Source organism: Biomaibacter sp. TOL, assembly GCF_059717795.1.
This window is the reverse complement of sequence record NZ_AP046092.1, coordinates 2,421,650-2,435,351: the sequence shown is the minus strand read 5'-3', so window position 1 is coordinate 2,435,351 and position 13,702 is coordinate 2,421,650. Positions and strand designations below refer to the sequence as shown.

Genomic DNA, 13,702 nt, shown 5'->3' with positions numbered 1-13,702 from the left:
TTAGCCTCCCTATAAGGGATTGAAACAATGCTTGCATGAGTTCCTTGACGTAGAACACAACATGTTTTTAGCCTCCCTATAAGGGATTGAAACCCTTCCCAGCCGTCGGTAGTGATATAGGTCAGTGTACGTTTTTAGCCTCCCTATAAGGGATTGAAACATATATTTGGGCGAAGCGTCAAGTGCATTTCAGCGTATGTTTTTAGCCTCCCTATAAGGGATTGAAACACAAAGGTAAACATGAACTGACAATACATTGGTATGAGTTTTTAGCCTCCCTATAAGGGATTGAAACCAGTTTGTCGAGACACTCTCCGGAAATATATAAAACGTTTTTAGCCTCCCTATAAGGGATTGAAACCTGTTTCTTCACTTATGAACAGCTTTTTCCCGATCTGGTTTTTAGCCTCCCTATAAGGGATTGAAACACTGCAAAAAATATGTGTATTGGGAAACAGCGACGCAGTTTTTAGCCTCCCTATATAATGGATAAAGAAATTCAGACAAAAAAACGGATTGCTTTAAGGTGATAGATTGTATAATAGTCATATGAGAAAAACATACACAGGAGAATTCAAAACCAAAGTCGTACTGGAAATTCTTAAGGAAGAAAAAACCATTTCCCAAATCGCATCCGAGTATGAAGTTCATCCAAACCAGCTGATAAAATGGAAAAAGGAGGCATTAGAAGCTCTTCCTCAACTTCTTGAAGATGGCCGCAGAAAGGGGGATAAAGAAAAAGAGGCATTAAAAAACCATATTCAAGAACTTTACACACAAATCGGTGAGCTTTCCACTAAGCTCAACTGGCTCAAAAAAAAATCTGGCATCAAGCTCGACTAGAGCTGAAAGAATTGAACTTGTGGACTTTGAAAACCGGAAATTGCCACTTACGGTCCAGGCAGAACTTCTTTCATTAAACCGTTCAAGCCTTTACTACAAGCCTGTACCACCTTCACCTGAGGAAATCGCTATAAAGCACGAAATTGACCGTATATACACAGATGACCCATATATGGGCTCAAGACCAATTACAGCCATACTGAACCGTAATGGCTTTAAAATCAGCAGGCCAACGGTACAAAAATATATGCGGGAAATGGGGATATCCGCAATCAGACCCGGGCCGAACCTTTCCCGCCGCAACCATGAGCACAAGATATACCCTTACCTGCTCCGTGACATCACGGCAGAATACCCAAACCACATATGGGGCACCGATATAACATATATCCCCATGAAAAATGGCTGGCTGTATCTTGTAGCCTTCATGGACTGGTTTTCAAGGTACGTAGTGGCATGGGAACTGGATTATACCCTTGAAGTAGACTTCGTATTAGAAGCCCTCAACAAGGCATTAAAAATCAACAAACCAGAGATTGCAAACAGCGATCAGGGAAGCCAGTTCACAAGCCTTAAATACACAAATATATTGCTCGAAAACAATATAAAAATAAGCATGGATGGCCGTGGCCGGGCTATGGACAATATATTCACAGAGAGGCTCTGGCGTACCGTTAAATACCAGGAAGTATACATAAACGATTATGCAAGCCCAAGAGAAGCTCGCATAAGCCTCACAAGGTTCTTTGACAAATACAACAACTACAGGCCCCATCAATCATTAAAGTATTTAACGCCAGCAGAAGTATACTACGGGAACTATACATTGAAAGATTTTGAATAAATACCTTCAGCTGAATAACTACCAGCTGTTGATACTGCCGGCCCTGATGGATTTGTGTGCAAGTCGGAAAAACAAGACTTGCACACAAGCTCCACAGTGCCTTGGATAAGTCTCGCAAAAGACATGCTCGACTTATCCACAGTATCACACAGCTCCGACTACTAATTTTTGCCAAAAGCTTAAAAGAAAATTTCCAGTTAATATATTACATTTGTGTATTATATTACCAAACTTTAACAAAGGAGGATGAGAATTTTATCACCTTATATAAGGTCAAAAAAATGTCTTGACAACTTTAGCCACCATACTATAAGGGATTGAAACCAGTGACGAATCTTGCATTGCCCCAAATTTTATTTTTGTTTTTAGCCTCCCTATAAGGGATTGAAACTTGACTTACCTCCTTCCGTTTCGGCCGACTTTCACGGGTTTTTAGCCTCCCTATAAGGGATTGAAACCACTCCTTATACTTTTTTGTTTTTATTCTATCACACGGTTTTTAGCCTCCCTATAAGGGATTGAAACTTTTCTTTTTGTTATTATTTTTTTATATATAAAAAAGTTTTTAGCCTCCCTATAAGGGATTGAAACATATAGCCGTACCACAATTATTTCCCGAACTTAATTTTTGTTTTTAGCCTCCCTATAAGGGATTGAAACAAGGAGAAATATTATGAAAATAAATAAAGTATATAATGGTTTTTAGCCTCCCTATAAGGGATTGAAACATTAAAGCCTTTGGTGGAAGAAAAAGATGCATTGTAAGTTTTTAGCCTCCCTATAAGGGATTGAAACAAGGGTTGGCTGGGAATGTGTAGCGGATTAAGCCATTGTTTTTAGCCTCCCTATAAGGGATTGAAACTCTGATTCATGAGAAATTCCTTCACGTTCATAGATGGTTTTTAGCCTCCCTATAAGGGATTGAAACTGTTGTATTTAAATGGACTTCTAATAGTGCGAGCATGTTTTTAGCCTCCCTATAAGGGATTGAAACTTGATATTGCCCGGCGTAAGATGGACCTTGTGATGCGTTTTTAGCCTCCCTATAAGGGATTGAAACACTAAATTTTTAATTCTTTTTAACACTTTAATTCCCGTTTTTAGCCTCCCTATAAGGGATTGAAACTTGATTTACCAGATAATTATACAGAAGACGACATTTGTTTTTAGCCTCCCTATAAGGGATTGAAACTCTTTACTCCTGGGCTTTCGCCCTAGCTATGTCTACGGGTTTTTAGCCTCCCTATAAGGGATTGAAACTTGGCAAAGCGCTGATAGAAAACAACCGAAATAAGGTTTTTAGCCTCCCTATAAGGGATTGAAACATTGTGGAGATGCCACCAAGGCATGGAAAATCGGAAACGGTTTTTAGCCTCCCTATAAGGGATTGAAACTGCTTTTTTTCATACTCAAATAAATTCCTTATCTGTGTTTTTAGCCTCCCTATAAGGGATTGAAACATATAATGAGCATCAGACGTAACTACCCATTTGATAGTTTTTAGCCTCCCTATAAGGGATTGAAACCGGCCAAACATCCCGGCCCAATATAATCGCCTTTCATGTTTTTAGCCTCCCTATAAGGGATTGAAACTCCCGGTCTGGGAAGGTGCCACAGACAGATACAAAAGTTTTTAGCCTCCCTATAAGGGATTGAAACATTTCCTGTTCGATCTTCTGTATCTCTTCAGCGCTTTTGTTTTTAGCCTCCCTATAAGGGATTGAAACCTAAGACGCAGGCCGCTGTCAGGTCGGTGGTAGCTCCGTTTTTAGCCTCCCTATAAGGGATTGAAACATAATCCGCTATGGCGGTAGCAATGTCTTCAAAGCTTGTTTTTAGCCTCCCTATAAGGGATTGAAACAGATAACAGCAAGTTAACTTTCTTAAATTGAATAATGTTTTTAGCCTCCCTATAAGGGATTGAAACTTTGAGGAATTTGAATTGATTTAATTAAATCTTCACGTTTTTAGCCTCCCTATAAGGGATTGAAACTGTTATCTCGGGAACGAGCAGAATATTGAGCGGCATCGTTTTTAGCCTCCCTATAAGGGATTGAAACTTTTAGAGTTGCAAGGAAGCCATGATAGCGAGAATGTTTTTAGCCTCCCTATAAGGGATTGAAACCTGATGTGCCGCATCATACCAAATCCGAATTCGATAGTTTTTAGCCTCCCTATAAGGGATTGAAACCAATATTAACATAATCACTTTGTCCCTTTACAATAATGTTTTTAGCCTCCCTATAAGGGATTGAAACGAAACGACGGATAATAACCGACTTCTATAGTCGATAGTTTTTAGCCTCCCTATAAGGGATTGAAACTCAAATCGTTACCGGCAGCATTTATATTGACGGTTCCAAGTTTTTAGCCTCCCTATAAGGGATTGAAACTTCGATTGTGAGTATAGACATTCCTTTCGATTTTTTTTGTTTTTAGCCTCCTTATAAGGGATTGAAACATAGTGGTTACGAGCAACCTTGAGCTGGAGGAAATAGAGTTTTTAGCCTCCCTATAAGGGATTGAAACATGGAACAGCTGAAAGACCAAACTTTAATATATCGATGTTTTTAGCCTCCCTATAAGGGATTGAAACTAGAAAGGAGGCGAATTCCTATGCTCAAGCTCCCGAGTTTTTAGCCTCCCTATAAGGGATTGAAACATTATAAAAACTCCACGAAATGAAACTTTTACTATTGTTTTTAGCCTCCCTATAAGGGATTGAAACTAGAGACGGCCGACATCCCATATTTAGGCCCCACGGGTTTTTAGCCTCCCTATAAGGGATTGAAACATGTCTTCCTTGGTCGGCTCCGTCGGGAAGCCAATAGTTTTTAGCCTCCCTATAAGGGATTGAAACATAAGTTGCTTTTGCGAAATTTTTATATGAAATAAGTTTTTAGCCTCCCTATAAGGGATTGAAACTACCTACTGAAGCAGAATTTGAACAAATACATCAGGCGTTTTTAGCCTCCCTATAAGGGATTGAAACCTCTTAATGAGATGAGAGTGGTTTTTTATTTCCCGATGTTTTTAGCCTCCCTATAAGGGATTGAAACATACGCTGTTTTGTCGCTATGTCGGATTTTGGAAGCAGTTTTTAGCCTCCCTATAAGGGATTGAAACGCATATAGCAGTAAAAGGCATTTTATTCATTGATAACGTTTTTAGCCTCCCTATAAGGGATTGAAACCACCAAATCGATTCGTAAGTTAATTCTCTTAAAACCGTTTTTAGCCTCCCTATAAGGGATTGAAACTAAGCCACGAATCCGGCACCAAGACCGAGGCTTAAAGTTTTTAGCCTCCCTATAAGGGATTGAAACATCCAGGCAAAATAAAAAAAATGGAGGTATAATAAAAGTTTTTAGCCTCCCTATAAGGGATTGAAACACACAAGATATGAAAAATGCCTGCCGGTCATCATAAGTTTTTAGCCTCCCTATAAGGGATTGAAACAGGTCAAATTTTTGGAATGCCTGAAGTTTGATGAGCGTTTTTAGCCTCCCTATAAGGGATTGAAACTTTCTTTTTTCTATATTGTTTATTGTAGTTCTAGTAAGTTTTTAGCCTCCCTATAAGGGATTGAAACTAAAGTATACTCAGATGCCGGCGGCCCTGGTGGAAAGTTTTTAGCCTCCCTATAAGGGATTGAAACCTTCCTCCCTTGAGAAACTTGCTAGTCTAGCCATTTGTTTTTAGCCTCCCTATAAGGGATTGAAACTTCGCTCTTTCTCTGGGCACATGTATCTAACTCCATTGTTTTTAGCCTCCCTATAAGGGATTGAAACACCTACAAGGACAACAAATTCATAGACCCCGAATACGGTTTTTAGCCTCCCTATAAGGGATTGAAACTCCTATTAAATTCTCTTAATCCTTTCTTACTTAATATGTTTTTAGCCTCCCTATAAGGGATTGAAACTCGGATGGTTTGATAAAAATAAGTTTATAAACATTGGTTTTTAGCCTCCCTATAAGGGATTGAAACGCAGTATCTGTGATGGCAACGGCATTTGCTACAACTAGTTTTTAGCCTCCCTATAAGGGATTGAAACTCAATGATTCTAACGCATACCTCATTGCGTCCATGGCGGTTTTTAGCCTCCCTATAAGGGATTGAAACCAAGAACTTGTCGAGGATATGTTAATGAATTGGCAGGTTTTTAGCCTCCCTATAAGGGATTGAAACAAGAAAGAGGTGTGCATATTGATTCGGCTTGTTATTCGTTTTTAGCCTCCCTATAAGGGATTGAAACAGTATAAACGTATTCGTGGCACAGCTCCAGACGGCAGGGTTTTTAGCCTCCCTATAAGGGATTGAAACCAAACCCTGGAACTCGCCCGCATCACCGGCCAGGATGTTTTTAGCCTCCCTATAAGGGATTGAAACACCTCGTTGCGACCGACATGGGCGTACAGTCTGGGGTTTTTAGCCTCCCTATAAGGGATTGAAACGAGGTGTTACCCTGGAGATGTCAGGGATGAGCCCAGCGTTTTTAGCCTCCCTATAAGGGATTGAAACACGCGCTTGCAGGTCTTCCGCAGAAGACCCGACGGCAGGTTTTTAGCCTCCCTATAAGGGATTGAAACCGGAGGAAGACATAATAAAGGCTGTCGAAATCCTTGCGTTTTTAGCCTCCCTATAAGGGATTGAAACAAGAAAATAAATAATTTTTTCCCCCTACATAACTTGAGTTTTTAGCCTCCCTATAAGGGATTGAAACTCCCTTGCAAACTGGGAAGCGAAGAAAAACGGTGAGTTTTTAGCCTCCCTATAAGGGATTGAAACTCTGCTGTAGTAGTTACAAGACTGTTGACAGCTCTGGGTTTTTAGCCTCCCTATAAGGGATTGAAACGATTTTAGGCAATCTTGATATATACATTTTGGCTCAGTTTTTAGCCTCCCTATAAGGGATTGAAACAAGATGCCTCTTTCGATTCAGCAACAGCCATAGGCGTTTTTAGCCTCCCTATAAGGGATTGAAACAGTATAAACGTATTCGTGGCACAGCTCCAGACGGCAGGGTTTTTAGCCTCCCTATAAGGGATTGAAACCAAACCCTGGAACTCGCCCGCATCACCGGCCAGGATGTTTTTAGCCTCCCTATAAGGGATTGAAACACCTCGTTGCGACCGACATGGGCGTACAGTCTGGGGTTTTTAGCCTCCCTATAAGGGATTGAAACTTATAAAAATTTTTGAGGAAACGGGATTGAGAAAATCGTTTTTAGCCTCCCTATAAGGGATTGAAACAGCCTTTTTGTTTTGTTCCCACTTCTCGATGTTAAGTTTTTAGCCTCCCTATAAGGGATTGAAACACGATAAAATTGCAGCGCAATGGATAAAAGTCGGGGTTTTTAGCCTCCCTATAAGGGATTGAAACTATGCCACAGCCACATCAGCCACAGCCAGCCACAGCGTTTTTAGCCTCCCTATAAGGGATTGAAACCTGCTCTTGCGTGGCCTCCGTCCTCCAGGGCTGCCGGTTTTTAGCCTCCCTATAAGGGATTGAAACTATAATAGATTTAGGCGAACAAGGTTTTGATCAAGAGTTTTTAGCCTCCCTATAAGGGATTGAAACAAGTATCCAGGGGCTAAATGGAGACTTGCACAGTGGAGTTTTTAGCCTCCCTATAAGGGATTGAAACTATTTTTCAACAGTTGCTCTATAAAATGGTGTTGACTGTTTTTAGCCTCCCTATAAGGGATTGAAACGCTGGTCTTGTTGATGGAAATACGTTGATATATAATCATGGTTTTTAGCCTCCCTATAAGGGATTGAAACGCAACTCAGTGCCGTATGGCCCGCTCGCCCTTTCGGGGTTTTTAGCCTCCCTATAAGGGATTGAAACTATGCCACAGCCACATCAGCCACAGCCAGCCACAGCGTTTTTAGCCTCCCTATAAGGGATTGAAACCTGCTCTTGCGTGGCCTCCGTCCTCCAGGGCTGCCGGTTTTTAGCCTCCCTATAAGGGATTGAAACACCGAGCATGAAGTATATGCAATTTTAGAACATAAAGTTTTTAGCCTCCCTATAAGGGATTGAAACAAACTTAGATATACCGCTGTTACCTGGTCGTCAGGGTTTTTAGCCTCCCTATAAGGGATTGAAACTTACTAAATATTTCACTTTCACTCACCCTATTAAAGTTTTTAGCCTCCCTATAAGGGATTGAAACATTATGCAGGCTAGTCCGGCCTGATCAACCGGATGAAGTTTTTAGCCTCCCTATAAGGGATTGAAACAGGTCTTTGTTGCCCAGCTGCAAACGGCAGGGCTGGGTTTTTAGCCTCCCTATAAGGGATTGAAACTAGCTTTGCAAATATTCATCTCTCGCCCAAGGTGTAAGTTTTTAGCCTCCCTATAAGGGATTGAAACGGCGCAATACGGGATTATTGCCCGGGTCTGGGTAGACGTTTTTAGCCTCCCTATAAGGGATTGAAACTGGTGATTCAGGGCAGAAACTGGCTCAGCTTATTTACAGTTTTTTAGCCTCCCTATAAGGGATTGAAACCCGTCAGGCATTTCTGTACGGCGGTAGCGCAATACGTTTTTAGCCTCCCTATAAGGGATTGAAACACACCTCCTTTTCAAACCACTCATCATATTCTTTAGTGTTTTTAGCCTCCCTATAAGGGATTGAAACATATCTGTCATGTTTACTTGCAGCATCGACACTTGAGAGTTTTTAGCCTCCCTATAAGGGATTGAAACATTGATTCGGGTCTCTCTTTTGAGGAACCCGAAGTCGTTTTTAGCCTCCCTATAAGGGATTGAAACTCTTTCGACATTGACTCAGGTCGTTTGCTTTAAGGAGTTTTTAGCCTCCCTATAAGGGATTGAAACTAAGAAGAATCTGTTTGGATTCGGCGCAAAAGACAGGTTTTTAGCCTCCCTATAAGGGATTGAAACTAATATTAGCAAAGAAAGCATACAAAAGATATTTGATTGTTTTTAGCCTCCCTATAAGGGATTGAAACAGAAAGTGAGGTGGAAGCGGAGCGTCTGCACGACGTTTTATGATTATGCTGACAATAGGCAGGATGGCAAAGCTAAACAACGTTTCCGAGCAGGCCCTGCGCCTGTATGATCGGATCGGTCTTCTCAAACCCGAATATGTTGATGGGCAAACGGGCTACAGGTACTACAATATAAATCAATGCGCAAGGCTTGATATGATTCAATATATGAAGGAACTTGGAATGAGTCTCAAGCAAATAAAGGAACACCTTGATCGCCAAGATATCAACGTAATACAGGATGTTCTTAAACGTCAAAAGCAATTAATAGACAAAAAAATCGAAGTGTTAATATGAAACATAGTAACGAGCAAGCCGAACCCCAAAAAAGCGCAAAAAAGCAACACCTTAATAAGCCTCTAAATACGAACTTTTTAGAGGTTTCCGAAGAAAAATATGCACCTTTAAAATTAAACAGACTTTTTATCGATGACTTCGTAACCTAAGGATTTAAGGCGCATTATCATGCTTTTGGCTACATTATGAAGCCTTAATTTCAAGAGATAATCTCCGCCTAGTTCCTCATAAGGTTCTTTGTATTTGATTATGTGAAATACGGCAATCATGATATGTCTTGCAGTAGCTATGGCTGCTTTCTGTGGCCCTCGTCGGGCTTTAATGCTATGGAACTTTGAGGAAAGGTAAGTATCCTTTGTGCGAGATGCTGCATGGGCACATTGACATGTTATGGTCTTTATGTATTGGTTGCCTGGTCTTGTTCTTGTACTTTTTTTTTACCAGCACTGACATTGTTCCCCGGGCTTAAGCCTGACCATGATGTAAGACGTTCCGGAGTTTCAAAGACTGACATGTCTGTGCCCACTTCTGCGACTGTCGCCTGTGCGGAAGTTTTATCCACACCTGGAATGGTGGTGAGAAGTTGTATTTCTTGCTGATAAGGCTTGCATTTTTCTTCAAGCAGTTTATCCAGTTCCTCGATTTGTTCGCTAATGAACGCAAGATGTTCCAGAACCATTTGCAGCATCATTGCATGGTGTTTGTCCATTTTTCCATTCAAAGCTTCCATAAGCTCCGGAATCTTTCTGCGAAGTTTTCCTTTAGCAAGTTGAGCCAGTTCTTCAGGATCTGCTTCTTCGGGGTTTTCGATAAGAGCTTTCATAATGGCTGTTCCAGATGCACCGAAGATATCTGTTGCAACGCAGGAAAGCTTAATGTTACAGGTTTCAAGTATATTATGAGCCCTGTCCTTTTCCGAAGTGCGCATGGATACCAGTTTTGCCCTGTATCTGGTCATTTCTCTGAGTTCCCGGATATCTTTCGGCGGAATGAAGCTGCCATTAACAAGGCCTAAAGCTAGGAGTTTGGCAATCCATCTTGAGTCACTGGGATCTGTTTTTCTTCCGGGCACGTTCTTGATTTGCCTGGCATTTGAAAGAACGATATCGAATTCTCCTTCCAGTACATTGAAAACGGGTATCCAATATACTCCAGTGCTTTCCATAGCTACTTTTTCGCAGTTTTGTTCCTTTAACCAGTTTTTTAATTTTTCAAGGTCCGAAGTCATCGTTGAGAAAGTTTTGATGCTATCGGTATATTCACCGAATTCGTCTGCTTTTAAAACGCAGGCTACTACATTCCTTTTGTGGACATCAATCCCACAGCAGGATTTGTTTAGGACATTGAGTATTTTTGGCAATTATATACCCCCTGTATAGTATACTCGACACTTGGTATGGCAGCCCGAAAAAAGCAAAGATTAATATGCATGCTCGAAGCAATACTTTTTTGTGCTTAAAGGCTGCTGCAAACATGTTAATGCTCGGGCTAATCCAGGAAAATGGATTGGCACCGGTACTAAAACCGTGGTCTATCCCTTGTGTCTTTATATATTTTACAGGATTTAAAGCTATGTTTCATCCTTTTTTGTGCCGGGCTTGCCCGGCGTGGAGGTTAATGGTAAAATAAATCCATCAAAAATGGGAAGGAAAATCCCTCAGTAAAAACGTTAAATATTGCCCCTTTGGTAAGAATATTGATAAGGATATTTTTACCAAAGGAGGTTAGAAAGGTGCTGAGGGAAAATATGTATACTACAATAAAGACACTTTTTGACAAAGGCTACAATAAATCACAAATAGCAAGAATGCTGGAAATAGATAGAGGAACCGTTAGAGAAATCTTAAAAAGAATAGAAAACGAAGAAGAAAATTAAAAAGAAGAAAGTTCCCACTATCATAGACCCATTTAAAGAAATAATTGATACAAAGGTAAATCAAGAACTTTCTGCCCAGCGGATATATCAGGATCTTTGCAGTGAATATGGTTATACAGGCTCCTACGATACTATCAAAAAATACGTAAGAGAATTCAAGCAATCTAACGTTAAAGTGTATATGGTCAACAATACCCTTCCAGCAGAGGAAGCCCAGGTGGATTTTGGATACGTTGGCAAAATACCTGATCTTACAGAAAAACTTAAGAAAGCATGGGTATTTTGCATGATCCTTTGCTATTCAAGGTTCATGTATTGTGAAATAGTTTTTGATCAGGAAGTAAAAACCTTCATCAAATGCCATGAGCATGCTTTTAAATATTTCGGCGGCGTACCAAAAACAGTAAAGATAGATAACCTAAAAGCAGCCATACTTGAAGCAAACTTTTATGAGCCAGTATACCAGAAACAATATCAGGAGTTTAGCAAATACTACAATTTTTCATCAATACCATGCAGGGTAAAGACCCCTACCGATAAAGCCAAGATAGAATCCGGAGTAAAATACGTAAAAAACAACTTTTTCAAAGGCAGAAATTTTAACACCTTTGAAGAATGCCAGGATGCCTTAAATACATGGCTTAAGGATATTTGCAACATCAGAGTCCACGGAACAACAAAAAAGATCCCTAAAGAAGTATTTGAAAAAGAAGAAAGAAATGTTCTTGGTATCCTCCCGTTTAAGGAATATGATTTTTCCATGTGGGTCACAAGAAAAGTCAACAGCAACTGCCATATAAATTACGACTGCAACTTTTATTCAGTACCGTATCAATTTATCAATAAAGAAGTAACGGTTCAGGTATCTGAAAAAGTGATAAGGATATACGGCAACAATGAATTAATAGCAACACACTTAAAGCTAAAGGGCAGGGGCGAATTTTCTACCAACCCCTCCCATTACCCGGGGTATAAGGTGATAACAAAAACCGAACTTCAATACACCTACAGAAATAAAATGGCAAGTATTGGTCCTAATGCACTTGAGTTCTTTGACAGAATCATAGCTGAGCAGGAAAATTATTGGGGAAAACCTATATATGGCATACTTAAGCTAAAAGAAAAATACGGCAATGAAAAGATCGAAAAAGCTTGTATGAGGGCTATTGCCTTCAATTCTGTAAAATACCAGACAGTAAAGAACATATGCGAAAAAGGGCTCTTTAATATACCCCTGGAAAATACAGAAAGCTTAATCACCACCAATTCTTTAAATGAATGTGCTCGGCCTCTTTCAGAGTATCAGCAATTACTGTATCTGAAGGAGGTGAAATAGAACATGAACAGTACATTGATAAAAAACCTTAGAGATTTAAAATTATCCGGTGCTGCAAAGAGTATTGAAGTCAGAAATGAACAGGCGATAAAAGAAAAATTATCTTATATGGAATTTCTTGAGCTCCTGATTGACGATGAACTTGCTAATCGAAAAGACAACGGTTACAAAAAAAGATTTCAAAAAGCTCATTTTCCATTTACCAAAACCCTTGAGGAATATGAATTCAACTTTCAGCCCACATTAAACCGGCAGGAAATATATAACTTGGCCACATGCGAATATATATGCAAGAAGGAAAATATAGTGTTTATCGGCCCACCCGGGACCGGCAAAACTCATCTTAGCATAAGTCTTGGGATAAAGGCCCTGCATCAAGGGTATAAAGTAATATTTACAACTGTTTCGGATATGATGGCCACCCTATTTGCTTCAAAAGCGGATAATTCTTATAGCCAGAAGCTTAAATATTATTTATCTCCTGACCTTTTAATCCTTGATGAACTGGGATTTAGAAAACTAAATGAGCATATTGTAGACCAGTTTTATGAGATCATCTCTCAAAGATATGAAAAAGGATCTTTGATAATCACTTCAAATAAGACTTTTGACGAATGGGGTAATATATTTTGGGATTCTATACTTGCATCTGCTATACTTGATAGAATCGTTCATCATTGTCACCTGGTTTTGATCAAGGGAGAAAGTTATAGAATGAAGGAGCAGAAGGAACAGCTAAACAAACAATAAATTTATTGCCCTTAGGGTGATGGATTTTCTTTCCCTTTTTTGCGGGTTTTTCATTGACAATAACATCGAAGAATTAAATCAAAAACAAAAGGCAATCATCAGGTCCATCGAGAATTATAATCGTTATGCGACTTCTCCAAGGGAAGATTTAGTAGTCATCGAACAGCTTCCACAAAGAAAAATATACTGTTATACATGTGGAATAAATATTTATGAAAGTGAACTTGATACATATGAATATATATTGCGAGAACTCAAAACCCACATACTGTTGCATGATCTGCCCATGGTCTACTTTTGCAATGTGGGGTCAATAATTCGTAAAAAGATGTTTGAGGAAAGAAAGTTTATGTCCAATGAGATTTTCCTATTTGTAGATGATGATTTTAAAACTAATAGTGGTATAGAAGTAATTCCTTCTGGAATTTTCGCATGTATTTATTTTGATGGTTTCAGTTTTTACAAGGAAAAGAAATATGCTAACATGCTTTTTGAATACATAAAGCAGAACAACTACCGTATCGCTGGCGATTATATATGTGAAGTAGTAGCTGAGTTGCCTGTTTTCCCTCAAAATCAAAGAAATATGTTTATAAAGCTGCAAATCCCTATAAATTTTCGTTGAATTGCACAGCTGAATAGCCATAAAATTGTATAAATAAAAACCAAGTTTATGCATTAGCTATGAATAAGCTGTATCAACTTGTTTTTTAATGACGTTTTTAAAAGTAAA

The 13,702-nt window shown here is 39.5% G+C and carries 7 protein-coding genes and 2 CRISPR repeat arrays (1 of these 9 only partly in view); of the genes, 6 read left to right on the top strand and 1 reads right to left on the bottom strand.

All coding sequences use genetic code 11. The annotated features are described in order from the left end of the window. Window positions 1-428: a CRISPR direct-repeat array (repeat unit 30 nt; unit sequence GTTTTTAGCCTCCCTATAAGGGATTGAAAC) (it extends 8,656 nt beyond the left edge of the window). 121 nt (window positions 429-549) lie between these two features. Further along, a protein-coding gene (locus AC6I1H_RS12085) for an IS3 family transposase (protein ID WP_497740779.1) occupies window positions 550-1,687 on the top strand; the annotation gives its coding sequence in 2 pieces (ribosomal slippage) (window positions 550-822 and window positions 824-1,687; 1,137 coding nt in all). A gap of 361 nt (window positions 1,688-2,048) precedes the next feature. Further along, window positions 2,049-8,671: a CRISPR direct-repeat array (repeat unit 30 nt; unit sequence GTTTTTAGCCTCCCTATAAGGGATTGAAAC). A gap of 39 nt (window positions 8,672-8,710) precedes the next feature. Further along, on the top strand, window positions 8,711-9,007 hold the full coding sequence (locus tag AC6I1H_RS12080; RefSeq protein WP_497737818.1) for a MerR family transcriptional regulator: 297 nt from the start codon (window positions 8,711-8,713) through the stop codon (window positions 9,005-9,007). A gap of 397 nt (window positions 9,008-9,404) precedes the next feature. Here AC6I1H_RS12080 and AC6I1H_RS12075 read toward each other — a convergent pair whose 3' ends face one another. Continuing rightward, entirely contained in the window at window positions 9,405-10,367 is a 963-nt protein-coding gene (locus tag AC6I1H_RS12075) for an IS110 family RNA-guided transposase (protein WP_497737817.1), read from the bottom strand. Window positions 10,368-10,739: 372 nt separating this feature from the next. On the opposite strand from AC6I1H_RS12075, the gene AC6I1H_RS12070 reads away from it, so the two are divergent. Genes AC6I1H_RS12070 through AC6I1H_RS12055 form a run of 4 tightly spaced genes read left to right on the top strand, consistent with a single transcriptional unit; the run spans window position 10,740 to window position 13,594 of the window. Next, window positions 10,740-10,883 carry a terminase gpP N-terminus-related DNA-binding protein gene (locus tag AC6I1H_RS12070; RefSeq protein ID WP_497737816.1) on the top strand — a complete coding sequence of 48 codons (144 nt, stop codon included), beginning with the start codon at window positions 10,740-10,742 and terminating at the stop codon, window positions 10,881-10,883. After that, window positions 10,879-12,219 carry an IS21 family transposase gene (gene istA, locus AC6I1H_RS12065; RefSeq protein ID WP_497740778.1) on the top strand — a complete coding sequence of 447 codons (1,341 nt, stop codon included), beginning with the start codon at window positions 10,879-10,881 and terminating at the stop codon, window positions 12,217-12,219. The genes AC6I1H_RS12070 and istA overlap by 5 nt, the downstream gene beginning before the upstream one ends. 3 nt (window positions 12,220-12,222) lie before the next feature. Continuing rightward, window positions 12,223-12,969 (top strand): IS21-like element helper ATPase IstB, encoded by a 747-nt coding sequence (gene istB / locus AC6I1H_RS12060; protein ID WP_497737815.1) that lies wholly within the window; start codon window positions 12,223-12,225, stop codon window positions 12,967-12,969. A gap of 19 nt (window positions 12,970-12,988) precedes the next feature. Next, window positions 12,989-13,594 carry a GyrI-like domain-containing protein gene (locus AC6I1H_RS12055; RefSeq protein ID WP_497737814.1) on the top strand — a complete coding sequence of 202 codons (606 nt, stop codon included), beginning with the start codon at window positions 12,989-12,991 and terminating at the stop codon, window positions 13,592-13,594. Window positions 13,595-13,702: the final 108 nt, after the last annotated feature.